This is a genomic window from Paraburkholderia sp. RL17-380-BIE-A (assembly GCF_046028085.1).
Classification (GTDB): Bacteria; Pseudomonadota; Gammaproteobacteria; order Burkholderiales; family Burkholderiaceae; genus Paraburkholderia.
In genome coordinates, this window is record NZ_JARESQ010000028.1 from 1 (window position 1) to 23,804 (window position 23,804).

Consider the following 23,804-nt stretch of genomic DNA (forward strand, 5'->3'; position numbering starts at 1 on the left):
CGTTGGAATTCCGATGTTCATTTACCCACTTACCTTCTGGTTAAACGTGCTCTTTGAATTGCATGTGCTCAATAGCTGCGTGTTCAATTTCGCCTTGCTTATCCGTCGTCCCGTGATTGATCGAGACAACAGCGAAGGGGAGGTGCAAGCGCACGGGCAGTGTGATTCCGATATCGAACCGCCATGGCGTCGCCGTGACACTCGATCTATTGGCGCCGCCGTGGGGCAAATCGTGTCGAGCGCCGATACCGCCGTTGTCGGAAACAGGATTCCGGCAACGGCGAATGTCCCGTCACTCAAAGATGTGGGCGACCCGCAGCTTCGCGCGCGTTACGCCTTCTGATAGCGCGGCGCGGGCGTGCCGGTCTGGGTAGCGGCGAACAGAGCGGCGCGAGCGGCGTCGTACTTTTCCCACAGGCTTTCATCAGCGACCGACGGCCACGTCAACTTCTCGCCTCGGTCAAAACCAATCAGGGCTGCATCGACCATGTTTTCGGTGCTCATCACACTCTCCTGGCGCAAGGCCGACAGAGGGATACCCGACTCGTCCCAGATCTCGGTTGCCGTGGTCGCCGGCAGAACAACCTGCAGTCTCACACCCGTGTTCTTCAATTCATCCTGGAGACCGCGGCTGAATGCCAGAACGAAAGACTTGGTGCCGCTGTACACGGAGCTGACCTCCCACGAGTGGACCGACAGCACCGACGCAACATTGATGATGTCCCCTTCATTGCGTTCGAGGAAACGGGGCAGCACAGCGTGGGTGAGTCGTGTCAGTGCCACGATGTTGAGATTGATCTGTGCCATCGAGTCGCTGACGGGCGTCTTCCCCAACGGGGTGAAGCGCGCCAGGCCAGCATTGTTGACCAGCAGTGTCACGCTGGAATCGCTGGCCAGCACGTGCTCGACCTTGGCGAGATCAGCTTCCTTGGCGAGGTCCGCTACCAGGACCTGAACCTTGACGCCATAGGTTTCCGACAATTTCTGCGACAGTGCCGACAGGCGATCCGCGCGCCGGGCAACCAGGATCAGGTCGTAGCCGCGCGCAGCCAGACGGTCGGCATAGACGGCGCCAATGCCTGACGAGGCACCGGTGACCAGGGCGGTTTTGTTGCTTGCAGTCATTTTGCTACTCCAGTGGGTTAGGTTGAGCCTTCAACCATATTGATTGAGGGCTCAAGTATAAAGCCATGCTATGGGCTCGTGTCAATAGTGAAGTGCTCAACTATTTTTCGTCAGAAGAAAGTTTCAGCGATCGAACTGAAGGCGGCAGCCCCGATTGCAGAGGGGCGCCGGGTGTCGACCGTGCCGATCTGCGGAAACAAATGTTGCGGGGGCTTGTCAATACTGCAGTACTCAACGATCCTTACGCCATGAAGAAGAAATCTGCTGATATGGCGGGCGCTGGCAGCCCGCGCGTGCCCCGGAACGAAGAAAAGAGCATCTTCGAGTCGTTGGTGTGCACAAACACTGCGCTCAGGCGCGCCGCGCGCCGGTTGGGCACGCTGTACGACGATGCGCTCGCACCGCTCGGGCTGAAGGCCACTCAGGTGGGATTGCTGGCGGAAATCGAGCGCATGACTGCCGAGTCCGGGGGCCAGGCCCCCACGCTCCAGGATCTGGCGACGAAACTTGCGATCCAGATTTCTGCCGTTACACATGCGCTCCGACCCCTCGTCCGAGATGGTTTTGTCGAACTGCAGCCCGACGAGCACGACAGACGGGCGAAGCGCGGAGCGCTCACCACCGCTGGGGAGGCGCGGCTGCACGAGGCTCTTGTGCTCTGGGCTACCGCAAATCAGCGAGTCGAACAGGTCCTTGGGAGCGATTCCGCCTCCGCATTGCGCGCTTTGGCTGACCACGTCGCATCCGATGAGTTTCTGGCGGCGTACGGTCGCAGCTAGGCGAAAGACGCTCGCCAGACCGTGTTCGCCCGGAAGACCAGTTCGATAGCGTGTGGATTCTCGCAATCTCTGGACATTGACGACGGCTCGGGTGTAGACGCCAGTGCAAGGAGGAGCGCCGGTATCCGCGAGTGCCTGGTACAGGGAATGCGCGGAACGGCCGCGGGCGATTCATGGCAGCGATGTTCATGATGTTGCTGCCTCTTCTGAGCAACGCGTTGGCGAGACGGCAGCCACGGGGTGATCCACCATCGCCCGCCAGGAAGCGGGTGTCTCGCCGACTATTTTCTTGAACACGGTCGCGAAATGCGCATGCGACTGGAAGCCGCACTCGAGCGCGACGTCGAGCACTCTTTGCTGGGACGATCGCAACAGTTGCTGCGCGCGGTCGATACGTCGTTTCAGCAGATACTCATGAGGCCGCACGCCGGTGGCGCGCCGAAACTGCGAGGCGAAGTGCATACGCGAGAGACCCACGCTCGCGGCAATGTCTTCCAGCTTGACCTGCTCAGACAGGTGATCCTCGATAAAATCCATCGCGCGATTCAGACGCCATGGTTGCAACGGTGCCGCCTCACGCTGAACAGCAACGCGAGCATAGTGGCGAGCGACGATTCGCGACACGACGGCGAGGCTCACCTGCTCGACGAACATCTTGCCGAAGAGAGCGCCGTTGCTCCGTGCGGCAATGAGCGCCTGGATGAGACTTTCAAGCGCCGGATCGCGGATCATGTCGGGACTGTCGAGCACAATGGCGCCTGCGCTGGCACCCTCGAAAAGGTCCTGATAGCATTCCGCCAATACCTGCTGTGAAACGAACAGATGAGCCAGGTCGGCGGACGAGTTGAAAATGGTTCGGGTCGATACGCCCGGCGCAGTGACCTGCGCAATGCCCGGCGTCATTCGACCCTGCGCGACGCGCCGGCCGGCATGGCTGAACGTGAAGTTAGCCCACTTCAGGTTCAGCGCAATACAATGCAATTCGTCATTGCCCGGGTTCGCCACTTCGAGTGGCGCATCACCGGCGTGAGTCCATCGCGTCACGACGACTGCGCCAGGATTCGCACGAGCCTCAACCTGATCTGCGTCGGCGCAGCGCCAGTGCACTTCCCTAGGAATGCTCGATGCGGGAAACGATGCCATAGCGTGTCCGTCCTTTCACAATGTTGAGCTTCGACATGGCGGCAGCCAGTCAGATCAGTTCTGCCAAGGTCGACTGCTCGAAGGTCACGATCGAGTCCTGAGCGCCGTCCCTGACTTTCCTCACCCAATTCGGATCAGCCGCCAGCGCACGTCCAACCGCAACGAGGTCGAACTTTCCATCGCCGAGGCGGTGCAACAGCGAGTCCAGCGAGGCAGCCTGGTGCTGGCCGTATTGCCGATCGGTGTCTCGAGCGTGGAGCGTGTGCAGAAAATCCGGCCCTTCGAGACCGATGGAGCCGACAGTCATAGCCGGCAAGCCGGTAATCTTTTTTGCCCAGCCCGCAAGATTAAGTGAGGAATCCGTAAATTCAGGTTCCCAAAAACGGCGCGTCGACGCATGAAAAATGCTCACACCTGCGTCCGCAAGAGGAATCAGCAGTTGTTCCAGTTCACCGGGCGTGCGGGCTAGCCGGCTGCTGTAATCCTGAACTTTCCACTGCGAAAAACGCAGCGACACGGTGAAGTCATAGCCGACCCGGTTGCGGATTGCCTTGACGATTTCAGTGGCGAATCGAGTGCGCCCAGCGATGCTGCCCGCGTACGAATCGGTGCGGCGGTTCGTCGCTTCCCAGAAGAACTGGTCGACAAGATAGCCGTGCGCACCATGTATCTCGACGGCGTTGAAGCCGATCGCGCGCGCTGTTTGTGCGGCTTGCGCAAAAGCTTCTATCGCGTCCGCGATCTCGCTGTCGGTCATTGCATGCGAGTGGGCTCCCTCTGAGGAGGGACCCTCGGACGGTGCGCTGGGTTCGGGGCCCGTGCCGGGTTCGCGCCGCAGCCCCATATGCCAGAGCTGGACCGCAATCTTGCCACCGGCAGCATGGACGCCGTCGACTACATGCTTCCACCCGAGGATGCTTTCGGGCGAATGGATGTTCGGAATGGCTTCGTCACTCGACGCCGCCGGCCGCCCGATCGTCGTTCCTTCCGTGATGATCAGGCCGACGCCTCCCTCGGCGCGGCGTCGATAGTACGCAGCCACGTCCTCACCTGGAACGCCGCCCGGGCTCTTACGCCGCGTCATCGGCGCCATCACGATCCGGTTCGCCAATTCAAGTCCCGCGCCGTGAAACGGAGTAAACAGGTTAGTCTTTTCGCTCATTCGAAGCCTCGAATCGGTTATGCCGATAAACTTGGCGGCTGTGTCGGCGGTTCGCCAACGAACCCCATTCATGCAGAAGCGGTTACGCGACGTTGTAACGGGAAGCCGGCTTACCCGATTGGGACGCCAGAAATAGCTTTTCGCGCGCCTGGTCGTACTCTTCCCACAACCTCAAGTCTTCAACCGACGGCAAGGTGATCGATTCGCCTTGTGCCAAACCGGCCAACGCGGCGTCGACGAGATGATCGGCGCTCATGACAACGCTCTTATCCAGGTTGGAGACAGGGAAGCCCGCGATGTCCCAGAAACCTGTGTGAGTCGCCGCCGGCATGACCAGTTGGACTTTTACGTTGGTGCCCGCGACTTCCTGCTGAAGCCCGCGAGTGAAGCTCAGGACATAACCCTTGGTGCCGCTGTACACGGTGCTGACAGGAAGTGTATGAAGCGCGAGGACGGAGCTGATATTGACGAGCGTCCCTTTGTCCCGCTGCTTGAACAACGGAAGAATGGCGTACGACAGGTGGACGAGTGCATCCACGTTCAGTGCGTTCATCGTTTCGAGGTTGCTGAGCTTCGAGTCCGTGAAACCGCCGAGCGTGCCGGCGCCGGCATTGTTGACGAGCATCGTGATGGTTGCGTCGCGGGTAATGGCGGTCACCACCGTCTCGACGCCGGATTGCGTCGTCAGGTCTTCGGCGAGGAACGTCGCACGAATGCCAAACTGCGCTGACAGGCTTTGGGCCAGTTCGCTCAGACTATCGGCATTCCGGGCGATCAACAGGAGGTCATATCCCTGCTTTGCAAGACGGTTGGCATAGACCTTGCCGATGCCGGCCGATGCGCCAGTAATGACTGCAGTACCTTTGCCTGAAGAATGGGTGCTCATAAAACCTCCGTGGGACGGGTTGGATTGCGTGCTGGGTGGATCTCGCTTTCGATGGGTGGACTTTGCTGGTTTTTTTGGCATTGATATAGACGGTGGGCGCTCATATCATTAAGTCCACCCGGGAATAGGTGTCGCTCAAAATGGATAAGCTGCAGGCCATCACCGTCTTTGTCCGCGTCGTCGAGGCAAGCAGTTTTTCGGCGGTCGCACTTCAAACCAACACGACGCAGAGCGCGGTCAGCAAACAGGTGGCGGCGTTGGAGCGCGAACTCGGCACCAAACTGCTGACGCGTACGACCCGCTCGCTCGCCCTGACGCAAGAAGGTGAACGCTATTTCAACCGGGTGCGACGCCTGGTGGCCGAGATGGACGAGGCCGAGGGCGAGTTGCGGCGCGGTGAGCAGCAACTGGTTGGATGGCTGCGAATCGCGGCGTCGGTTGGGTTCGCTCGAATCAAGCTCATGCCAATGATTCAGACCTTCCTGGCTGCGCATCCCGCGGTGAAGATCGATATCCGTCTGCAAGACAGCGTTGTCGATCTGGTTGAAGAGGGAATCGATGCGGCGGTTCGTATCGGCGACATGCCGGACAGTACTTTAATTGCGCGTAAGGTCGGCACTTCTCCCCGGCACATCGTCGCACACAACCGCTATTTGTCGTCGCTTCCGAAGGGACTGATGGCGCCCGTCAAGCCTGAGGATCTCGCTGCGCACAACTGCGTTGTCTACACGGAATTGCCCATGCGCAACAACTGGACTTTTACCGCGGGCAGCGCTGCGCTGGAGCCAGAAGGGACAACGCGAGTCGTTCGTGTAGCGGGTAATCTGCAAAGTAACAGCAGTGAAGTGATCCGTGCATCGGTCCTCGCGGGAATGGGCATCGGGTGTTCGCCGACCTGGCTTTTCCATGAAGAAATCGCCAGCGGCGAGGTCCAGCTACTGTTGGCCGACTGGCGACCTCCGCCGGTCTCTATTCATCTGGTCTATCCGCGCGAACGACGGAACTCAGCGAAAGTGAAGGCCTTCGCGCAGCACGTCGCGAGCGCATTGGCTGACGGGTAGCAGTACTGTTGGATTAGCCAGGTCAATCTGGCGGCACATAAATCGCTCCTGCACGAATGACGACTCAGAGGCAGATCAAAACTTGAGGGGCACGCTTCGCGCGGACAATGTTTCCGTGCGAATCCTAAATCGCTCGGCGCGGAGTAAAGCCCCTGTCGAGGTAGTCAGACAGACTGGCGGCGTCTCAACACAAAAGCGTCGCCGGTGTTTCTCTGCATGCGGCGGCGCCCGCAACCAAAGGAGCTGTCATGTCTGAAAATACCCCCATCCCTCCGTTCCCACCGTTCACTCTGGAGACAGCCACGCAAAAGGTGCGCGCCGGGGAAAATGGCTGGAACTCTCGCAATCCGGAGAAAGTGTCTCTTGCCTACACGGTTGATAGCCGTTGGCGCAACCGTTCCGAATTCATCACCGGCCGCGAACAGATCGTGCCCTTTCTGCGCCGCAAGTGGGAGCGCGAGCACGAATACCGCTTGATCAAGGAGATTTGGGCGTTCACGGAAAATCATATTGCAGTCCGATTCGCTTACGAGTGGCACGACGATGCGGGCAACTGGTACCGTTCATTCGGTAACGAAAACTGGCAGTTCGCCGAAAACGGTCTGATGGCTGTGCGCCATGCATCCATCAACGATGTGCCGATCAAAGAAGCCGATCGCAAGTTTTTCTGGGCGCTGGGCCCTCGCCCGGAGGATCATCCTGGACTCAGCAGTTTTGGGTTCTAGAAACGACGCCGGTCTCTTTCTCGTCGGTTCATACTCCTCTGCCGCGCGAAATGTAAGGGGGCGATACCTATCGTCGACTCAATGTCGGATTGCGGCAAGGGAGTACTCATGTGGCGGTGAATTTGCGGCGATGCCGTTGCGTTCGAAACGGGTCGTTCGTTCGAGCGGTGAGCGCGGCCTCGCCAAACCTTCAGTCTCCTTCACGAGCCGGTGAGACGCCACTTCCGGCTGCTTTTCAGCTACTGCGGCAGCGCGGACAAGGCGATTTCTCCGGCGCTGTCCAGTTGTTCGACGTGCCAGCATGTGTCGATCAGTTTGCGGGTCCTATCCGGCGATAGAATACCTTCGGCCAGGTCCGAGAATTTCTTCTCGAGTTGCTGATCGGTCATCGGCACTTCGGTGCTGCCGATCGCGTGCTGGATGAATTTATGCAGCTTGCGCCCGTCCTTCAGTGTGATCGTCATGTCGACCTGCTCCGGCTTGATGGCCGGGTCGACGATGGTATTCACCTTCTGGCGCAGTGCCACCGTCATCGGGTCACGCACCTTCGCGTCGCTGAACTGCTTCTCACCCGCCGCGCCGTCGATCACGGCAATCGCCACCGCGTGATAGATGCTGAACTTGCCCTCGAGTCCGATCTGCGGGGTCTTCTTGCCGGTCGCCGCGGCCGCACCGAATACGCCACACGGGCGGCGGGCCGATTGATTAATACGTCGGGCCGAGATAGCCCGGAAGTCCCGGTGCGCTTTGCTGTTCGCCAGTCGAAGCGCTCGTCGCTGTCCGGACGAGGCAGTGCGGAGCGGAAAAAGCGGCCCAACGGAATTCTTTCAGCTTCGTGGTGGGTGAAAGATAACCATCTATCACCAACCACGAGACGAGCAATGTTGCTGACCGCCGGAACCCCTGCACAAGGTCCCACGCGGTCAGTGTCAACTCAGCATAAAAGGCGCCTCAACATATCGCCCTCACCATGGCAGCGAGTAGGTCTTGGTATTGGTGAAACTCTTCATGGCCTCCTGCACGCCTTCCTTATAACCGAGTCCCGAATCCTTCACGCCGCCGAACGGCGTCAGTTCGAGTCGATAACCCGGTACTTCGCGTACATTCACGCTGCCCACTTCCAGTTCGGTGACGAACCGCGTGATGTAGTCGAGTCGGTTCGTGCAGACCGACGATGACAACGCATAGTCGGTGCAGTTGGACATGCGGATCGCTTCGTCGATATTGGAGAAGCGCATGATCGGCGACACCGGCCCGAACGTCTCGTATTTGACGAGCGGCATGTCGGGCGTGACTCGATCCACGACGGTCGGCGAGTAGAGCGCGCCATCCCGGCAGTTACCCGCCAGCAGCCGCGCGCCGCGCGACAACGCGTCGTTGACCTGCTGCTCGCAGAACCGCGCGGCCGCCTCGTCGATGACGGTGCCCATGTCGACCGAGCTATCCGCGGGATTCCCGTATTTCCACGCGCGCGTCTTGTCCACGACGAGTTCGGTAAAGCGATCGGCAACCGACTCATGCACCAGCATGCGCTTGATTGCCGTGCATCGCTGGCCGGAATTCTTGTAAGAGCCCGACACGGCGAGTGAGCTGGCTTCGTCCAGATCGGCATCTTCCATCACGATGATCGGGTCGTTGCCGCCGAGTTCGAGCACCGCGCGGCGGTAGCCCATCCGGGCGGCAATCGATTTGCCGATCGACACGCCACCCGTAAACGTAATGAGATCGATCGCGGGGTTCGTGATCAGCTCATCGGCAATGACGGCAGGGTTGCCCGTCAACACTTGCAGCATCTGCACGGGCAGACCCGCCTCATAGAGAATGTCCGCCAGCAGATAGCACGACAGCGGCACCTTCTCCGACGGTTTGACGACGATACGATTGTTCGTGGCGATAGCCGGCACGACCTTGTGCGCGACCTGATTCATTGGATGGTTGAACGGCGTAATCGCGGAAATCACGCCGAGTAACGGATCGCGTTGCGTATAGACGCGGCGTTTTTTTCCGTGAGGCGTGAGATCGCACGAGAAAATCTGGCCGTCGTCTTTCAGCACCTCGCCCGCGCCGAAAACCAGCACGTCGGCGACGCGGCCGGCTTCGTAGGTCGAGTCCTTCCAGCACAAGCCGGCCTCCGCCGTGATGAGCGCGGCGATTTCGTGCGTGCGAGCCCGCACCGCGTCGGCTGCGCGCCGCAGGATCGCCGCCCGCTCATAGCGGGTGAGGGCGGGGCGATACGCGCGCGCAAATTCGAACGCGTGACGCACGTCTTCCAGCGTCGCTTTCGGCACGGTGCCGACCAGCGTGCCGTCGTAGGGATTACGCACTTCGATCACTTCGTCGCGATGGACTTTTTCTCCACCAATACGCAACGCTTCATGACGCACCTGCCACTGAGCTTTCGTTTCCGCAATAGCGTTCATATCCGGTCCCCGGTTCATTGAAGGTGATTGAGTGCGATATCGATGATGTCGAAATTGCGCAGCCGTGCCCGCTCGACAACGGATTTCGCGACCGGTTGATTGAACAGAAGCGGCACGATCTGTTCGGCGAGGCCGCCGTGCGAGCGCAGCGGTACATCGAGGCCGGACAGGTCGTGTTTGATGCGCCGTGTGCCGAGCACGACATCGCGCGTCGAGATCACGATCAGGTCGCCCATGCGCGCGGGCGGAAGTTCGAAGCGCGCGCAGCCTTCGGCGCCCGTCAGCACGACTTCGATGCCGGGTTCCGCCGAGAGCCGACGGCGCATCGCCTCGACATCGGCCGAAGGCGGAAGGTAGACCGTGGCGAACGATCCCAGCGCGCCGTGATGCACGACGTAAGGGTCGGTGATCGGCAGAATCACGCGAGCGGCGTCGTGGCCGAGCCACTCGTCAAAGCGCTCCTGAAGATAGATCACGTTGGGTTCGCCGTCTTCATTGTGCTTCGCATTCATGCCGTGATCAGCCGTGATGGCGACAATCGCACCGAGTTCGTCGAGCCGCCGCAGGTAGCCGTCCATCATCTGGTAAAACGCGTTCGCGCCGGGCGTGCCGGGCGCGCATTTGTGCTGGACGTAGTCCGTGGTCGACAGATACATCAGGTCGATCGCGCGGGTTTCGAGCAGGCGCACGCCCGCCGCGAATACGAATTCCGACAGGTCGGCGCTGTACACGCTCGGCACCGGCTTGCCGACCAACTCCAGCAGGTTGTCGATACCGTTCTCCTCGATCGTCGCCTCGTCGGCTTTCTCCGCGGAGAAGCACACGCCCGCCAGATCTTTGCCTAACAGGCGGCGCAATTTGTCTTTCGCGGTGACGACCGCCACATGCGCACCCTTTTCGGCGAAGCCGGCCAGCACGGTGGGCGCGACGAGGTACTTCGGATCGTTCATCAGCACCTCGGTGCCGCTGTCGCGATCGAAAAAATAGTTGCCGCTAATGCCGTGAACGGCAGGTGGCACGCCCGTCACGATCGACAGGTTGTTCGGATTCGTGAAACTCGGCACGACGCATTCCCCCTTGAGCGCCGTGCCGGGATGCAGCAGCTTGCCGAGAAAGGGCGCAACGCCCGCCGCTGCCGCCATCTCCAGATATTCATAGGCACAGCCGTCCACACAGACCACAACGACGGGTCGATGCATCCAGTTGTAGCTACGGCCGTTCACTTCGATGGAAACCGGTGTTGCGCTCATGACGTGTCCTTTGGCTAGGGTAAGTCGGGTGTTGGGGATGAGGCGTTATGTGGCAAAGTGTGGCAATACTTGACATTAAAATTGATGCTTTGTAGATTGTCAACAACAGACAACATTCTCGAAACCAAAAAAAGCCGTCGTCACGAAGCTCGTAAGCAGCAGTCCCGTAGCACCGGTCGTTTTCGTCGCAGGCCGCGACGCCACTTTCTCAAGGGGTCTGGAAATGAAGGATAAGCAGGGGTCAAAGGGTCGCAGCAGTCGCTGGAATGTGGCGTTGCGTGGTCTCGTTGCCGCCGCCGTCGCATTCGGCGCGGTCCAGTTCGCGCAGGCGAAAACGCAGTTGCTCGTCTATACCGCGCTCGAAGACGAAGCCATGAAGCCGTACAAGGACGCTTTCGAGAAAGCCAACTCCGATATCGAAATCCGCTGGGTGCGCGATTCGACGGGCGCGGTGACCGCCAAGCTGCTCGCTGAAAAAAGCAATCCGCGCGCCGATGTCGTGCTCGGACTCGCGGCATCCAGTCTGACGCTGCTCGATCTGCAGGGAATGCTGATGCCCTACGCGCCGAAAGGCTTCGACAGCCTGACGCGCAAGTACAGCGACGCCAATACGCCGCCGCACTGGGTCGGCATGGACGTATGGGGCGCGACGGTCTGCTACAACCGCGTCGAGGCAGAGAAGCGCCACCTGCCTAAGCCGACCTCATGGGAAGACCTGACCAAGCCCATCTACAAGGGGATGATCGTGATGCCGAGCCCGGTGTCCTCCGGTACGGGCTATCTGGACGTGACCTCGTGGCTGCAAACGTTCGGCGACGACAAGGGCTGGAAGTACATGGACGCGCTCGACAAGAACGTCGCGCAATACGTGCACTCGGGTTCGAAGCCCTGCACGCTGGCCGGCACCGGCGAGTTTCCGATCGGCATCTCATTCGAATTTCGCGGGCACGAGTTGCAGGCCCAGGGCGCCCCGATCGATCTCATCTTCCCGAAAGAGGGACTGGGGTGGGATATGGAAGCGACGGGGATCATGAAGACCACCAAACAGCCCGAGGCGGCCAAAAAACTCGCGGATTTCATGGCCAGCAAGGAGGCCAATGAAATCACCGCGCAATGGTGGGCGATCGTTGCGTATCCCGGTGTCGCGAAGAAGCTCTCCGGCATTCCCGACAACTACTCGGAACTGCTGGTGAAAAACGATTTCACCTGGTCGGCGAAAAACCGCGACGCGATTCTCGGCGACTGGCAGAAGCGCTACGGCAGCAAGGAGCAGAAGTAGGAGCGGCTTCGACAGGGCTTTGAGGAGCGCCGGGCGTGCGGTACGCACGCCCCGAACAAACGGTGAAGCAACGCGCGGCGGCGCGTCGCCGCCATGCAGGCTTGGCATCGGAGGAGTTTATGACAGCGTATTTGAGCGTGCAGAACGTCTACAAGCGGTTCAATGACACGCCGGTTCTGGAGGACATCAACCTTGGCGTGAAGCAGGGAGAGATGATCTGTTTCCTCGGCCCATCGGGATGCGGCAAGACGACTTTGCTGCGCATCATCGCCGGCCTCGAAACGCAGAGTGCCGGCCAGATCACGCAGGACGGCCGCGATATTTCGCGGCTGCCGCCCCAGCTTCGCGATTACGGCATCGTCTTTCAGTCGTACGCGTTGTTCCCCAATCTGACCATCTTCGACAACGTGGCCTACGGTCTCGTGAATCGCAAGATGAAGCGCGCGGCGATCGCCGATCGCGTCAACGAACTGCTCACGCTCGTGGGCCTGCCGGACGCGCAACGCAAACATCCGAATCAGCTGTCGGGCGGTCAGCAGCAGCGTATCGCCCTGGCGCGGGCGCTTGCCACCTCGCCGGGGCTGCTGTTGCTCGACGAGCCGTTGTCAGCGCTGGATGCGCGTGTGCGAGTGCGGCTGCGTCAGGAGATACGTCAGTTGCAGCAGCGGCTCGGCGTGACCACGATCATGGTCACGCACGACCAGGAAGAAGCGCTTTCCATGGCCGACCGGATCGTGGTGATGAATCAGGGCGTGATCGAGCAGATCGGCACACCGCACGAAATCTATCGCGAGCCGGCGTCGCCGTTCGTTGCCGATTTCATCGGCAAGGTCAACCTGATTCCCGCCGAAGTGACACGCGACGGCAACCTCAAGGCGGGCTCGCTGGCACTGCGCTACGGGTGCGGAACGCAGCGCGCGGTGCCGGGCTCCAGAGTGTCCGCCTTCGTTCGTCCGGAAGACATCCATATCAGCGCGCCGGGTAGCGCCGCGGACAATCTGCTGCCGGCTTCGGTGGAGAAACTGGAGTTCCTCGGCGCGTTCTGCCGGGTCAGTTTCAAGGTGGACGGTCTCGGGGAGCAGGAAATCGTCGCTGACCTGTCGTTTCACGAGATGCATCGGACGAGTCTGCAGCAGGGGGCGCGCTTCGATCTGGCCATTAGCCGCGAGCACGTGTGCGTGTTTTCGGCCGCGAAGGAGCGACTTCAATGAGTGCCGTTCTGTTGGAGCGTCGCAGCGGCGACGAGGCGCACGCCGAAGTGCGTCAGAAGAGCCATTGGCACGACCGGGTCGCGCAGTTGGCGCTCGTGCTGATGTCCGCGTTTCTCGGCGTGTTTTTGCTGCTGCCGCTGGCTCTGGTGGTCGGTAAATGCTTTGTGGACGCGGACGGTCATTTTGTCGGATTGGTCAATTTCAAAGGCTATCTGGCGGACTCGGGCGTGTGGACCTCGACGCTGCATTCGGTCACGGTCGCCTGCCTGGTGACGGCCATCGTGATTCCGATGGCATTCACGTTTGCCTACGCGCTGACCCGTTCGTGCATGCCGATGAAAAACGCCGCGCGCACGGTCGCGTTGTTGCCGCTGCTCGCACCGACGTTGCTCTCCGCTGTGTCGTTCATCTACTGGTTCGGCAACTCGGGCATCCTGAAACCATTGCTTCACGGACATTCGATCTACGGGCTGCCGGGCATTGTATGCAGTCTGGTCTATGCCGCGTTTCCGCATGTGCTGATGATTCTCGTGACGGCGCTCTCGCTGTCCGACGGGCGCCTGTATGAAGCCGCGGACGCAATGGGCACGCGCCGCGTGCGCAAGTTCTTCACGATCACGCTGCCGGGCGCGAAGTACGGCCTGATCAGCGCGACGATGGTGTCGTTTACGATCTGCATCAACGATTTCGGTGTGCCGGTCGTTATCGGCGGGCCTTATTCGGTGCTCTCCACCGACATCTATAAGCTGATCATCGGCTTGCAGGATTTCAACCGGAGCGCGGTTGTCAGCCTGCTGCTGCTGTGTCCCGCGCTGGTTGCGTTCGCGATCGACTTTTTCATTCGCCGCAAGCAGCAGTCGCAACTCGGCGCGCGTTCCACGCCTTATCAGCCGAAACCCGCGCGCGGCTTCGACATGGCGATGCTCGGCTACTGCGGCCTCGTGTGCGCTCTGGTGCTGGCAGTGGTCGGCATTTCCGTGTTTGCCTCGTTCGTGAAGTTCTGGCCGTATCAGATGAGTCTCGGCTTGCAGCACTACAAGATGGGCCTGATCGGCGCCGGGATTTTCGACGCCTACAAGAACAGCCTGAAGATGGCAGCATGCGTGGCGATCGGCGGCACCATCATCGTGTTCGGCGGCGCGTATCTCGTCGAGAAGACGCGCGGACCGCGCTGGTTACGCGGCTTTATCAATCTGTGCGCGATTCTGCCGATGGGTGTGCCGGGACTCGTGCTGGGCATCAGCTACATCTTTCTTTTCAACTCGCCTGCCAACCCGCTCAACGGCCTTTACGGCACGCTCGCGATACTCGCGATCGTGACCGTGGTGCATTACTACTCGTCGAGTCATCTGACCGCCGTGACCGCGCTGCGTCAGATCGACAATGAGTTCGAGGCCGTCTCCGCGTCCTTGAAAGTGCCTTTTTACAGGACGTTTTTCCGCGTCACCGTGCCGGTCTGCCTGCCGTCCATCCTGCAGATTGCACGCTATCTCTTCGTCAATGGCATGACGACCGTGTCCGCCGTCGCGTTTCTTTATTCACCCGACACGCAACCGGCCTCGGTCGCCATTCTCAATCTCGACGACGCCGGACAGATCGGACCGGCCGCGGCGATGGCCACGCTGGTCCTCGTGACAGCGGCGCTCGCCTGTCTGCTGTTTGCCGGCGTGTCGCATGGCGTATTGCGCAGAACCCAGGCATGGCGCACGTCGCGTCGTGGCTGAAACAGAAACTTCATCTGGATCTACAAGGAGCTACCGTGAATCTGTCCTCCGCACCCATTCTGCTTACTCCTGGTCCGCTCACGACCTCCGAGCGCACGCGTCAGGCGATGCTGCGCGACTGGGGATCATGGGACGGCGATTTCAATCAGATCACCGCCCGTGTCCGCCAGCAGACGCTGCGCATCGTGCATGGCGAAGACACGCATGAGTGCGTGCCGTTGCAAGGCAGCGGCACCTTCTCCGTGGAAGCCGCGATCGGCACGCTGGTGCCACGCGACGGACGGGTGCTGGTGCCGAACAATGGCGCGTACTGCCAGCGCATCGCGAAGATTTGCCGCGCACTCGGCCGGCGCCATCAGACCATCGACTATCCGGAAGACACGCAGGTCAAAGCGGCGGATGTCGATCGCGCGCTGGCGGCCGACCCCGACATCACGCATGTCGCGCTCGTGCACTGCGAAACCGGGGCGGGCGTGCTCAACCCGCTCCATGAGATTGCCGAGGTGGTCGCGAAGCACGGGCGCAGTCTGATCATCGACGCGATGAGTTCGTTTGGCGCCATTGATATCGATGCACGCCGAACGCCATTCGACGCGGTGGTGGCGGCCTCCGGGAAGTGTCTCGAAGGCGTGCCCGGCATGGGGTTCGTGATCATTCGCCGCAGCACGCTGGATCACTGCGAGGGCAATAGCCCATCGCTCGCGATGGATCTGTACGATCAGTGGGTCTATATGAACCGCACCACGCAATGGCGCTTCACGCCGCCTACCCATGTCGTCGCGGCACTCGACGAGGCCATCGCGCAATACGTGGAAGAGGGTGGTCTCGAAGCGCGCGGCGCACGCTATGCAGGCAATTGCCGCGCGCTGATCGAAGGCATGGCGGCACTCGGTTTTCGACCCTTTCTCGATCCGTCGATTCAGGCGCCAATCATCGTCACGTTTCATGCCCCCGACGATCCTCGCTATGACTTCAAGACCTTCTACACGGAAGTGAAAAAGCGCGGCTACATCCTGTACCCCGGCAAGCTGACCCAGTTGGAGACGTTCCGTGTCGGCTGTATCGGGCACTTCGGCGAATCGGGCATTCCGGGGGCGGTCGCGGCGATTGCCGACACGCTCAGAGTGATGGGAATCGAGCGGGTTTCGGCGAAAGCGCTGGCCTGAAGCGGCCGGCGCGGAGGCTTGTTCTTGCTTGAAGCGCGAGCAAGCCTCGCTTTCTCCGAATGGAATACAACCGTTGGGTCAATGCGAGCCATTTATGCGTCCGTTCTGGATTGAACAAGCACTCTTTGCCGACGGTTCGTTGGCGCCCGCCTTGCAAGGCGCGACGACTGCGGATGTCTGCATCGTCGGCGGCGGCTTTACCGGTTTGTGGACGGCCATTCAGGCGAAGCAGAAAAGGCCCGACCTCGACATTGTGATCATCGAGAGCGATCTGTGCGGCGCGGGTGCGAGTGGCCGCAACGGTGGCTGTCTGCTGACGTGGTCGACCAAGTTCTTCACGTTGCGGCGACTGTTTGGCGAGGCGGAGGCGATCCGGCTGGTGAAAGCGTCCGAAGCGGCCGTCGGGCGGATTCGCGACTTCTGCGCCGACAACGCGATCGACGCCGAACTGCGGCTCGACGGCACGCTCTACACGGCGACTTCACGCGCGCAAATCGGCCTGCTCGACCCGGTCATTGCCGCGCTGAGCGAGCACGGCATCAATTCGTATCAGCATCTTTCGCCACAAGAAGTGGCGAGCCGGTCCGGCTCCGCGCGCAATCTCGGCGGCGTGTATTCGCCGGTCGCCGCAACGGTCCATCCGGGCAAGCTCGTGCGCGGGCTGCGGCGCGTCGCGATGGCGATGGGTATTCGTCTTTACGAGCGCACGCCGATGCTCGACTTCGCTGCCGGCGAACGCGTGACGGTGCGCACACCCGCCGGCAGCGTCAGCGCGCCAAAACTGGTGCTCGCGATCAATGCGTGGATGGCGAGCCGCTTCCGGCAGTTCGAGCGCACGCTGGCGGTCGTTTCAAGCGACATGATCGTCACCGAGCGATGCCCGGAGTTGCTGCAGCAAATCGGTTTGAAAGACGGTGTGTCGGTGCTCGACTCGAGGATCTTCGTCTACTACTACCGCAGCACGCCGGACGGGCGGCTGATGCTGGGCAAGGGCGGCAACACGTTTGCCTGGCGAGGCCGGATCGCCCCGGTGTTCGATCAGCGCTCGCCTTATGAAGCCGATTTGACGCGAGGTCTGCACGATTTCTTTCCGGCGCTGCGCGACGTGCCGGTCACCGCGAGCTGGAACGGCCCATCGGATCGGTCTGTCACCGGCTTTCCTTTTTTCGGCCGGCTCGACGGCGCGCCAAACGTGCTCTACGGCTTTGGCTATTCCGGCAATGGCGTTGGACCGACGTATATGGGCGGACAGATCCTGTCCTCGCTGCTGCTCGAACTCGACAACGAGTGGACGCGTAGTCCTTTGACGAATGGCCCGTTAGGGTATTTTCCGCCCGAACCGATCCGCTTCGTGGGCTCGATAACGGTGCGTGATGCAATCCGGCGCAAGGAACGCGCGGAAGACGAGGACCGCCAGCCGTGGCTCGTCGATCGCCTTCTCAGCAAACTGGCGAGCGCCGCCGGCAAGTCGGATAAAGGGTAGCGGCGCCGCTCAGCCGGTCTGGCTCGCGGTGGGCAGCGGCGCTGAAGCAACCCAGCGCTCGTGGGCGCGCCGCATTCTGGCGAGGCCGTGCGCCACGTGTTCCCGCACGAGCGCGACGGCGCGCTCGGCGTCGCCTTTCGCGAGTGCGTTGACGATTTTTTCGTGCTCCGTGACCGATGTTGTCAGCGCGCTCTTTTCCGTTTCGATGGCCGCTTGACGCAGCAATCCTAGCTGACGCACGAGATGGCGATACGTTTCGAGCAAATGCTGGTTGCCCACGCCCGAGACCATGGCGTCGTGCAACTGGACATTCAGTGTCGTGTACCGGGCGAGGTCGTGGTCTTTCTTCGCCGATTTCATCGCGGCGATGATGCCTTTTAGCGTGGCCAGCGTTTCAGGCGTCATTCGCTCGGCTAGTGCGCGGGCCACCGATTCGTCCAGCATTGCGCGCACTTCGTAGATCTCTTCCGCTTCGCGCAGCGACAACGCGCGCACCGTGACGCCACGGTTCTTTTCGGTTTTCAGCAAACCCGCCTGTTCCAGCGCTCGAAACGCTTCGCGCAAGGGTCCGCGCGACACGTTCAGCCGCGCGGAAACTTCGACTTCGTTCAACTTTTCGCCGGGGGCGAATTCGCCCGAGGCGATACCGCGTTCAAGCGTTTCCTGGACTAACGTGGCAAGCGAGTGCCGCTGCAGCAATTCAATCGCGCTGGATGGGGTTGGCGTGGTCATTGATGAGCGGTTGGAAGTGAGGGTTGGGAGTGCGTAGGGTTGGCTTTCCGAACATAGCGTGACGCCTTGTTTATTGTCAACAACGATCCGCACGGCGGTGCGGGCCGCGCAGGTTTCGATCAGGAGCTCGTGACCGCTGAACGCTCCGCGATGTCCGCCCAACTCCCGCTACTTCGCTGCTCCCGCTACTTCTGTGCGGCCAATACGGCCTGCGTGCCCGTCTCGAAGTCGGAGGCGTCGTGGCGCTCGTGTAATTGATCCGACAACTCGCCAAAGACACGGTTGACCATCCGTCCGCGACGCACGGCCGGGCGTTCGCCGATCGCATTAGCCCAGCGCTGAACGTGCCGATAGTCCTGCACCGACAGGAATTCGGCCGCATCGTAGAGCCACCCTTTGACGAGGCCGCCGTACCAAGGCCAGATCGCCATGTCGGCGATCGTGTACTCACTGCCCGCCACGTATTCGTTATCCGCGAGCCGCTGGTCGAGCACGTCGAGCTGACGTTTGACTTCCATGGCGAAGCGGTCGATCGCATATTCGATCTTTGTCGGCGCGTATGCGTAGAAGTGGCCGAGGCCGCCGCCCAGATACGGCGCGCTTCCCATCTGCCAGAACAACCACGACAGGCATTCGGCGCGAGCGCCGGGCTCGGTCGGCAAAAACGCGCCGAATTTTTCGGCGAGATAGAGCAGAATCGAGCCGGACTCGAAAACCCGGATCGGCTTGGGGCCGCTGCGATCCATCAGCGCGGGGATCTTGGAGTTCGGATTCACCTCCACGAAGCCGCTGCCGAACTGATCGCCGTCGCCGATCCTGATCAGCCACGCGTCATACTCCGCGCCGCTATGACCGCTCGCCAGCAGTTCCTCGAGCAGTATCGTGACCTTCACGCCGTTGGGCGTTGCCAGCGAGTACAGCTGAAGAGGATGGCGGCCAACCGGCAGTTCCTTCTCGTGCGTGGCGCCCGCGATAGGGCGGTTGATGTTCGCGAAGCGGCCACCGTTCTCCTTGTTCCAGGTCCAGACTTTCGGCGGCACGTAATCGGCGCGGTCACTCATGCTCAAGCTCCTTGTGTCTCGGGGACAGGTGTTTTCGCAGTGAGATTAACAAATCGGCGCGAAATGCGCTGGCGGCCGCGCGCCGTCAGGAGATGGGCCGGGCGTGGTCCGCACCCTGTCGATCGATGCCTGAAATACGCGGTGGCGCCGCGCGATCCGCATGGACAGGAACGGGGAATGCTGAGGCAGGGAAATGCGCGTCTGCACGATTCCCTGGCACCCAGCCAGTGAATCGTAGTGGAAGGACGCAGGATGGGCTTACCATTTAACACATTGAAACCGCTTCGCATCCAATGCCTGACAAAGGAGCTCATGATGGACGATCCGTACGATCTTCAGCGCTTTGTCGATGCGCAGAACCCGGTCTATGCCGACGTTCGCGAAGAACTCGCCGCAGGGCGGAAGCGCAGCCACTGGATGTGGTTCGTATTTCCACAAATCAGCGGCCTCGGCTCGAGCGCGATGGCGCACCGTTTTGCGATTTCGTCGTTGCCGGAGGCGGAGGCCTATATGCGGCATCCGGTGCTCGGCCAGCGTCTTCGGGAAACGGCGCGGCTCGTCAATCTGGTGCAGGACCGCTCGATCGAGGACATTTTCGGCTATCCGGATTATCTGAAGTTCCGCTCGTCGATGACGCTGTTCGCGCGCGCGACGAGCGACAACGAAGTGTTCGTCGAGGCGCTGCGCAAATATTTCGATGGCGAGGCCGATCCCGACACGCTGCGTTTGCTATAGATGCGGCGCAATCGGCCGTGCATCGTGCGGTTGTGATTCGCGGCGTCACTTCGGGGAGCAAGAACGCATGCCAAAAGCTTCTGCATCGACTCCGTTTCGTGTTTTCGAGCGTGTGGTCATCAGCCTCTATGACGGTGGCGTCCTGTCGCCAGCGGTACTTGAACGTGTCATTGGGGCATTTGCGCAAGCGGGTACCGACTGGCGCAGCACCACGAGTGCGAGGTCTGTGGATAACCGCTCGCTGCATGAAATCGTCGTGCTGACTATGCTACCGGGCGAAGCCCCGAAATCGGCTTCAGCTTCGTTCATGGCCGTGGTCGAACACATTGCCGGAGAGTCGCTGCCGACTCGCGCCACAAGCCAAACTGCAGGTGCAAGCGCCGACGACGCTCGGCCTGCCCACGCAAAAAACAGAAAACAGGCCGATACGGACGACGACAACGCCACGGAAGAATTACTCGCCCAATTGTCCGGCAGCGCGCAACCGGACAAAGGCCGGCGCACAAAAAAAGCGAGGCCGCCGGCGCGTTCGAATAGCTTCAATCCCTTCCTGAATGCGGCGTTGCCGCGTACAAAGAAGTCGTGACGTCAACCACGGCTCGCCGCTGCTTTGTCGATTTCTTGCCGCCGCACGCCTGCGATTGATGTTCGTCAAACCCAATCAGCCCGCTGGACCGATGATGTCTTCACTACTCCGCCTGGACTCCATGGAGCACATCATGATCCGCTCAGAAAGCAGAATCATTTTTGCGGCAATCGCCGTATTCGTCGCACTGGCAGGTATTGGGGCGTCGATCCGCGGTTTGCTCTTCGACCAGCCGCCGGTGTTTCGCTACGGCGTCGCGGCCCTGATCGTCGGCGTCGCGTGCTTTGTCATGTTGCTCAATTCGACGGCCGACAGCGATCGGCAAAGGTAAGTGCAGGATATTGCGCGGCAGTGTTTATGCAGGATCCGCGCGGTGCTCGCACTTCGCAGATTCCGGCGCCTCGGCCGGATCCGCGGGCGACAGCCGCAGCGCGCCCCAACCGAGCGGCGCAAACACGCGGCCGCCAGCCAGTTCCACGAGTTCGACGAACCTTTCGAGCGACACCCCCGCGGCGATCTGAACCGGCGCATTGTTGACGAAATCCTGAGTACGCAGCCATGGTGCGTCGCCGCTGTTGATTTCGTTGACGCTGCGCGCGCGACCGTCGTATCCGGCGTCGGGCGGCAACAGCGGCCCGTCGAACGCAACAGTCAGGATCTGCTGTGCCGCGTCCTCGTAAGGCAGGCCGGCGTGCCGCTCGTAGGGCGCGCGTTCCCAGCCGTCGCCCCATTGTTCGTTGAGCGGCAAGCGCGTGAAGTAAGCCCACGGTACGCGCACGAAGCAAAGCCCGTAAGCGTGACGCACGCCGTCCAGATCGGTGCTCAGTCCCATGGCGATGGCCTCGGTAATGTGGATGAAATCAGCGCTTCACACGTCGCTGTCGGAGGCGAACAGGCCGTGTTCCGGCTGCACCCGTTCGTTGTCGATACATTGCACATGCCAATGGCCGGTCATCAGGGCGCGGCCGCGTTCCGCGCACCACTGGGCGCGTCCGGTCTCGCCTTCGAACGGCCCGTCGAGTTCGTTCAGATCGAGCCCTTCGAGCACACAGACGGGCGTCGTGTCGTGCGGGCCGCACACGAGCGTGTTGCCGCAATCCATATGCAGCGTGCCCCAATCGGGCAGTTCGAGACCGAGGTGGCCTTCACGCGACCACTGCCGCGCATCCTTATCGAGCCACAGGATTGCAAAAGCCATCGGATGGACACGATCGAACGTGTCGAGGTGGACAGTGAGACGCATGAAATTTCTCCGAAACGTACGGTCGTCGTTCAATCAAGGCAGACCGCGGATAACGCGGCCTCGATGGGCGGGCTTATCGACTGCTCATCGACTCCTTATTGACTCAATACCCATTGCACCAGCGTATGCGCGTCTTCAGCCGACAGCGGGCCGCCGCGGTCGCCCGGCAGCGGCATCGGCATATCGCCCCAATGCGCTTTGCCGCCGAGGCGCAACTTGTGCTCGAGCATGAACTGCGCATTTGGCACGTTGCGATAACGCTCGGCGATCTGCTGGAACGACGGGGCGAGGAATGGCGCATCGTGTGTGTGGCAAAACATGCAGTGCTGCTGGTCGACCAGGGCGGTCGGTTCCGGTTCGGCATGAGCGGAGCCGGCGGCCAGCACTAACACGGCACATGCGGACAGACAGTTTCGGACTAAGGCGATCACGGCACGTGCTCCTGTGCAAAGGATGAGTCCAGTGTACGGAGGCCAGATTGGGTGCCGTTGACTTTCGTCAATCAGGACGCAATGCCTGAATTTGACGTACTGTGTAGAGGTCCTATGCTGCTGACAGGCGGGCGACGCATAGGTCGCATTCGCCCCGGTGCGTGGCGCGCGACGCGTAGGTGCGCGAATACGACCGTTCCAGTCTTGCGACCTGCGCAGTGAACCAGGTGACGGTCATGAAGATTCATTTTCCTGAAGAACTTCCGGAGTATTGTGCGCGCGATCTCGTCATCGCGTTTCCGGCCGAAGTGGATGGCGAGCGCGTGCAGTGCGCGATCACCGCTGAGGCCCTCGAAGATCATTTCGGTGCCGCGTCGCTGCGCGAAGACGATCTGATTGCCGCGTTCAACTCGAACCGGCATCCCATCGAACATGCTGCAAGACAGTTGCTCCACGAGATCGGCGGCAAACCGGTGCTGATGCATAGCGGCTACTTCCGCTTTTGCGAGTGAGCGCCTGCGAGGCAGCCGGCGGTCGCTGCAGTGTCCTTATCGCCATGCCGCCGCGGCAGCACTCGATGTATACGCCGGCTTACCCGGTTTGAGGAGAACCTTATGCGTGCGATGGTGTTCGACGGTAGCGCAGCGCTGCTGCGTGAGCAGGAGGTGCCGGATCCGACGCCCGGTCCCGGGCAGATCCTCATCCAGATTCACGCATGCGGCGTGTGCCGCACCGATCTCCATCTGGTCGATCATGAACTCGAGCATCCCAAGCAGCCTGTGATCCCGGGCCACGAGATCGTCGGCACCGTGGCCGGGCTCGGTGCGGGGGTGACGGGCTTCGCGCTCGGCGACCGGGTGGGTGTGCCATGGGTCGGCCATACCTGCGGACATTGCCGCTACTGCCTGTCGGCGCGGGAAAATCTCTGCGACGCACCGGGCTTCACGGGCTACACGATCGACGGTGGTTACGCCGAGCGCACCGTCGCCGACAGTCGCTACTGCTTCCATCTGCCCGCGCAGTATTCGGATATCGAAGCGGCGCCGTTACTGTGCGCGGGACTCATCGGATATCGCACGCTGAGCATGGCGGGCGACGCCCAACGGATCGGTATTTACGGTTTCGGCGCAGCGGCGCATATCGTCGCGCAGGTCGCGCGTCATCAAGGGCGCACGGTGTATGCGTTCACGCGCCCCGGCGATCACGCGGCCCAGCAACTCGCGTTGCGTCTCGGGGCAGCGTGGGCGGGCGGCAGCGACGAAATGCCTCCGGCTGAGCTGGATGCAGCCCTGATTTTTGCGCCGGTCGGCGCGCTCGTTCCGCAAGCATTGCGCGCTGTCGCGAAAGGGGGGACGGTGGTATGCGGCGGGATCCACATGAGCGACATTCCGTCGTTCCCGTACGCATTTCTATGGGGCGAGCGGCACGTGGTATCCGTCGCCAATCTGACGCGCGAGGACGGACTCGCTTTCATGCGAATTGCTACCGAGCATCGTCTCGAGATCGACACGACAACTTATGCGCTGACGGAGGCGAACCGGGCGCTCAGCGATCTGCGGGAGGGCAAGTTGACAGGTGCCGCAGTGCTCGCCGTCGGGTAGC

26 protein-coding genes are annotated in these 23,804 nt (G+C 61.2%); 14 read left to right on the forward strand and 12 right to left on the reverse strand.

Features of this window, described 5'->3' with window-relative positions:
* On the forward strand, nt 1-343 hold a 343-nt coding region (locus P0D68_RS32955), incomplete at its 5' end, for a hypothetical protein (protein WP_408468808.1).
* On the opposite strand, the gene P0D68_RS32960 is transcribed toward P0D68_RS32955, so the two are convergent.
* Nucleotides 331-1,125 (reverse strand): SDR family NAD(P)-dependent oxidoreductase, encoded by a 795-nt coding sequence (locus tag P0D68_RS32960; protein WP_408185722.1) that lies wholly within the window; start codon nt 1,123-1,125, stop codon nt 331-333. The genes P0D68_RS32955 and P0D68_RS32960 overlap by 13 nt on opposite strands.
* 248 nt (nt 1,126-1,373) lie before the next feature.
* On the opposite strand from P0D68_RS32960, the gene P0D68_RS32965 reads away from it, so the two are divergent.
* Nucleotides 1,374-1,904 carry a MarR family winged helix-turn-helix transcriptional regulator gene (locus P0D68_RS32965; RefSeq protein WP_408468809.1) on the forward strand — a complete coding sequence of 177 codons (531 nt, stop codon included), beginning with the start codon at nt 1,374-1,376 and terminating at the stop codon, nt 1,902-1,904.
* Nucleotides 1,905-2,090: 186 nt separating this feature from the next.
* On the opposite strand, the gene P0D68_RS32970 is transcribed toward P0D68_RS32965, so the two are convergent.
* The 3 genes from P0D68_RS32970 to P0D68_RS32980 all read right to left on the reverse strand — a co-directional run bounded on the left by P0D68_RS32970 (nt 2,091) and on the right by P0D68_RS32980 (nt 5,095).
* Entirely contained in the window at nt 2,091-3,047 is a 957-nt protein-coding gene (locus tag P0D68_RS32970; protein ID WP_408303312.1) for a helix-turn-helix transcriptional regulator, read from the reverse strand.
* 49 nt (nt 3,048-3,096) lie between these two features.
* A complete protein-coding gene (locus tag P0D68_RS32975) occupies nt 3,097-4,209 on the reverse strand; it encodes an NADH:flavin oxidoreductase (RefSeq protein WP_408468810.1) in 1,113 nt (370 codons plus the stop codon).
* 82 nt (nt 4,210-4,291) lie between these two features.
* The gene (locus tag P0D68_RS32980; protein ID WP_408185726.1) at nt 4,292-5,095 is read right to left on the reverse strand and encodes an SDR family NAD(P)-dependent oxidoreductase; all 804 of its coding nucleotides are present in this window, start codon (nt 5,093-5,095) and stop codon (nt 4,292-4,294) included.
* 140 nt (nt 5,096-5,235) lie between these two features.
* Here P0D68_RS32980 and P0D68_RS32985 point away from each other — a divergent pair, with 140 nt between their 5' ends.
* Together P0D68_RS32985 and P0D68_RS32990 are read left to right on the forward strand one after the other, a co-directional pair.
* Complete coding sequence (locus P0D68_RS32985; protein ID WP_408303318.1) at nt 5,236-6,156, forward strand: LysR family transcriptional regulator; 921 nt, start codon at nt 5,236-5,238, stop codon at nt 6,154-6,156.
* Between the two features lie 248 nt (nt 6,157-6,404).
* Nucleotides 6,405-6,881, forward strand: coding sequence for a nuclear transport factor 2 family protein (locus tag P0D68_RS32990; RefSeq protein ID WP_091793405.1), 477 nt, complete (start codon nt 6,405-6,407; stop codon nt 6,879-6,881).
* Nucleotides 6,882-7,120: 239 nt separating this feature from the next.
* Here P0D68_RS32990 and P0D68_RS32995 read toward each other — a convergent pair whose 3' ends face one another.
* From P0D68_RS32995 to phnA, 3 genes are all read right to left on the reverse strand, one after another.
* Nucleotides 7,121-7,642 (reverse strand): MmgE/PrpD family protein, encoded by a 522-nt coding sequence (locus P0D68_RS32995; RefSeq protein ID WP_408303407.1) that lies wholly within the window; start codon nt 7,640-7,642, stop codon nt 7,121-7,123.
* A 204-nt stretch (nt 7,643-7,846) separates the two neighbouring features.
* Complete coding sequence (gene phnY / locus P0D68_RS33000; protein ID WP_408303320.1) at nt 7,847-9,301, reverse strand: phosphonoacetaldehyde dehydrogenase; 1,455 nt, start codon at nt 9,299-9,301, stop codon at nt 7,847-7,849.
* A gap of 14 nt (nt 9,302-9,315) precedes the next feature.
* Nucleotides 9,316-10,551, reverse strand: a complete 1,236-nt coding sequence (gene phnA, locus P0D68_RS33005; protein WP_408303322.1) for a phosphonoacetate hydrolase — start codon at nt 10,549-10,551, stop codon at nt 9,316-9,318.
* 223 nt (nt 10,552-10,774) lie between these two features.
* Between phnA and P0D68_RS33010 the strand changes: the two genes are divergently transcribed.
* From P0D68_RS33010 to P0D68_RS33030, 5 genes are all read left to right on the forward strand, one after another.
* The gene (locus P0D68_RS33010; protein WP_408303324.1) at nt 10,775-11,830 is read left to right on the forward strand and encodes a putative 2-aminoethylphosphonate ABC transporter substrate-binding protein; all 1,056 of its coding nucleotides are present in this window, start codon (nt 10,775-10,777) and stop codon (nt 11,828-11,830) included.
* A gap of 119 nt (nt 11,831-11,949) precedes the next feature.
* Nucleotides 11,950-13,041, forward strand: a complete 1,092-nt coding sequence (locus P0D68_RS33015) for a putative 2-aminoethylphosphonate ABC transporter ATP-binding protein (RefSeq protein WP_091800390.1) — start codon at nt 11,950-11,952, stop codon at nt 13,039-13,041.
* The gene (locus P0D68_RS33020) at nt 13,038-14,765 is read left to right on the forward strand and encodes a putative 2-aminoethylphosphonate ABC transporter permease subunit (protein WP_091793413.1); all 1,728 of its coding nucleotides are present in this window, start codon (nt 13,038-13,040) and stop codon (nt 14,763-14,765) included. The genes P0D68_RS33015 and P0D68_RS33020 overlap by 4 nt, the downstream gene beginning before the upstream one ends.
* Nucleotides 14,766-14,800: 35 nt before the next feature.
* Nucleotides 14,801-15,931 (forward strand): 2-aminoethylphosphonate--pyruvate transaminase, encoded by a 1,131-nt coding sequence (locus tag P0D68_RS33025; protein WP_408468811.1) that lies wholly within the window; start codon nt 14,801-14,803, stop codon nt 15,929-15,931.
* Between the two features lie 94 nt (nt 15,932-16,025).
* Nucleotides 16,026-17,414, forward strand: a complete 1,389-nt coding sequence (locus P0D68_RS33030; RefSeq protein WP_408303329.1) for an FAD-dependent oxidoreductase — start codon at nt 16,026-16,028, stop codon at nt 17,412-17,414.
* Between the two features lie 9 nt (nt 17,415-17,423).
* On the opposite strand, the gene P0D68_RS33035 is transcribed toward P0D68_RS33030, so the two are convergent.
* Nucleotides 17,424-18,146, reverse strand: coding sequence for a phosphonate utilization associated transcriptional regulator (locus P0D68_RS33035; RefSeq protein ID WP_091793417.1), 723 nt, complete (start codon nt 18,144-18,146; stop codon nt 17,424-17,426).
* Nucleotides 18,147-18,331: 185 nt separating this feature from the next.
* The gene (gene yghU, locus P0D68_RS33040) at nt 18,332-19,207 is read right to left on the reverse strand and encodes a glutathione-dependent disulfide-bond oxidoreductase (protein ID WP_408303331.1); all 876 of its coding nucleotides are present in this window, start codon (nt 19,205-19,207) and stop codon (nt 18,332-18,334) included.
* 315 nt (nt 19,208-19,522) lie between these two features.
* On the opposite strand from yghU, the gene P0D68_RS33045 reads away from it, so the two are divergent.
* The 3 genes from P0D68_RS33045 to P0D68_RS33055 all read left to right on the forward strand — a co-directional run bounded on the left by P0D68_RS33045 (nt 19,523) and on the right by P0D68_RS33055 (nt 20,859).
* Nucleotides 19,523-19,942, forward strand: a complete 420-nt coding sequence (locus P0D68_RS33045) for a DUF1810 domain-containing protein (protein ID WP_408303408.1) — start codon at nt 19,523-19,525, stop codon at nt 19,940-19,942.
* A 67-nt stretch (nt 19,943-20,009) separates the two neighbouring features.
* Nucleotides 20,010-20,528, forward strand: coding sequence for a hypothetical protein (locus P0D68_RS33050; protein WP_408303409.1), 519 nt, complete (start codon nt 20,010-20,012; stop codon nt 20,526-20,528).
* A gap of 58 nt (nt 20,529-20,586) precedes the next feature.
* A complete protein-coding gene (locus P0D68_RS33055) occupies nt 20,587-20,859 on the forward strand; it encodes a DUF2964 domain-containing protein (protein WP_408303334.1) in 273 nt (90 codons plus the stop codon).
* A gap of 24 nt (nt 20,860-20,883) precedes the next feature.
* Here the strand turns inward: P0D68_RS33055 and P0D68_RS33060 are convergent, their stop codons facing one another.
* The 3 genes from P0D68_RS33060 to P0D68_RS33070 form a co-directional block, all read right to left on the reverse strand.
* On the reverse strand, nt 20,884-21,360 hold the full coding sequence (locus P0D68_RS33060) for a hypothetical protein (RefSeq protein ID WP_408303336.1): 477 nt from the start codon (nt 21,358-21,360) through the stop codon (nt 20,884-20,886).
* A gap of 36 nt (nt 21,361-21,396) precedes the next feature.
* On the reverse strand, nt 21,397-21,771 hold the full coding sequence (locus P0D68_RS33065; RefSeq protein WP_408185733.1) for a DUF3564 domain-containing protein: 375 nt from the start codon (nt 21,769-21,771) through the stop codon (nt 21,397-21,399).
* Nucleotides 21,772-21,866: 95 nt separating this feature from the next.
* On the reverse strand, nt 21,867-22,202 hold the full coding sequence (locus P0D68_RS33070; RefSeq protein ID WP_091793432.1) for a c-type cytochrome: 336 nt from the start codon (nt 22,200-22,202) through the stop codon (nt 21,867-21,869).
* A 227-nt stretch (nt 22,203-22,429) separates the two neighbouring features.
* Between P0D68_RS33070 and P0D68_RS33075 the strand changes: the two genes are divergently transcribed.
* Both P0D68_RS33075 and P0D68_RS33080 read left to right on the forward strand, forming a co-directional pair.
* Complete coding sequence (locus P0D68_RS33075) at nt 22,430-22,714, forward strand: DUF1488 family protein (protein ID WP_091800397.1); 285 nt, start codon at nt 22,430-22,432, stop codon at nt 22,712-22,714.
* A gap of 102 nt (nt 22,715-22,816) precedes the next feature.
* Entirely contained in the window at nt 22,817-23,803 is a 987-nt protein-coding gene (locus tag P0D68_RS33080; RefSeq protein ID WP_408185734.1) for a zinc-dependent alcohol dehydrogenase family protein, read from the forward strand.
* Nucleotide 23,804: the final 1 nt, after the last annotated feature.

What these genes read in the sequence shown, in the direction of transcription:
- P0D68_RS32960 (WP_408185722.1), bottom strand. Translation starts at nt 1,125, where the DNA reads ATGACTGCAAGCAACAAAACCGCCCTGGTCACCGGTGCCTCGTCAGGC.
- P0D68_RS32965 (WP_408468809.1), top strand. Translation starts at nt 1,374, where the DNA reads ATGAAGAAGAAATCTGCTGATATGGCGGGCGCTGGCAGCCCGCGCGTG.
- P0D68_RS32970 (WP_408303312.1), bottom strand. Translation starts at nt 3,047, where the DNA reads ATGGCATCGTTTCCCGCATCGAGCATTCCTAGGGAAGTGCACTGGCGC.
- P0D68_RS32975 (WP_408468810.1), bottom strand. Translation starts at nt 4,209, where the DNA reads ATGAGCGAAAAGACTAACCTGTTTACTCCGTTTCACGGCGCGGGACTT.
- P0D68_RS32980 (WP_408185726.1), bottom strand. Translation starts at nt 5,095, where the DNA reads ATGAGCACCCATTCTTCAGGCAAAGGTACTGCAGTCATTACTGGCGCA.
- P0D68_RS32985 (WP_408303318.1), top strand. Translation starts at nt 5,236, where the DNA reads ATGGATAAGCTGCAGGCCATCACCGTCTTTGTCCGCGTCGTCGAGGCA.
- P0D68_RS32990 (WP_091793405.1), top strand. Translation starts at nt 6,405, where the DNA reads ATGTCTGAAAATACCCCCATCCCTCCGTTCCCACCGTTCACTCTGGAG.
- phnY (WP_408303320.1), bottom strand. Translation starts at nt 9,301, where the DNA reads ATGAACGCTATTGCGGAAACGAAAGCTCAGTGGCAGGTGCGTCATGAA.
- phnA (WP_408303322.1), bottom strand. Translation starts at nt 10,551, where the DNA reads ATGAGCGCAACACCGGTTTCCATCGAAGTGAACGGCCGTAGCTACAAC.
- P0D68_RS33010 (WP_408303324.1), top strand. Translation starts at nt 10,775, where the DNA reads ATGAAGGATAAGCAGGGGTCAAAGGGTCGCAGCAGTCGCTGGAATGTG.
- P0D68_RS33015 (WP_091800390.1), top strand. Translation starts at nt 11,950, where the DNA reads ATGACAGCGTATTTGAGCGTGCAGAACGTCTACAAGCGGTTCAATGAC.
- P0D68_RS33020 (WP_091793413.1), top strand. Translation starts at nt 13,038, where the DNA reads ATGAGTGCCGTTCTGTTGGAGCGTCGCAGCGGCGACGAGGCGCACGCC.
- P0D68_RS33030 (WP_408303329.1), top strand. Translation starts at nt 16,026, where the DNA reads ATGCGTCCGTTCTGGATTGAACAAGCACTCTTTGCCGACGGTTCGTTG.
- P0D68_RS33035 (WP_091793417.1), bottom strand. Translation starts at nt 18,146, where the DNA reads ATGACCACGCCAACCCCATCCAGCGCGATTGAATTGCTGCAGCGGCAC.
- yghU (WP_408303331.1), bottom strand. Translation starts at nt 19,207, where the DNA reads ATGAGTGACCGCGCCGATTACGTGCCGCCGAAAGTCTGGACCTGGAAC.
- P0D68_RS33045 (WP_408303408.1), top strand. Translation starts at nt 19,523, where the DNA reads ATGGACGATCCGTACGATCTTCAGCGCTTTGTCGATGCGCAGAACCCG.
- P0D68_RS33050 (WP_408303409.1), top strand. Translation starts at nt 20,010, where the DNA reads ATGCCAAAAGCTTCTGCATCGACTCCGTTTCGTGTTTTCGAGCGTGTG.
- P0D68_RS33055 (WP_408303334.1), top strand. Translation starts at nt 20,587, where the DNA reads ATGTTCGTCAAACCCAATCAGCCCGCTGGACCGATGATGTCTTCACTA.
- P0D68_RS33060 (WP_408303336.1), bottom strand. Translation starts at nt 21,360, where the DNA reads ATGGGACTGAGCACCGATCTGGACGGCGTGCGTCACGCTTACGGGCTT.
- P0D68_RS33065 (WP_408185733.1), bottom strand. Translation starts at nt 21,771, where the DNA reads ATGCGTCTCACTGTCCACCTCGACACGTTCGATCGTGTCCATCCGATG.
- P0D68_RS33080 (WP_408185734.1), top strand. Translation starts at nt 22,817, where the DNA reads ATGCGTGCGATGGTGTTCGACGGTAGCGCAGCGCTGCTGCGTGAGCAG.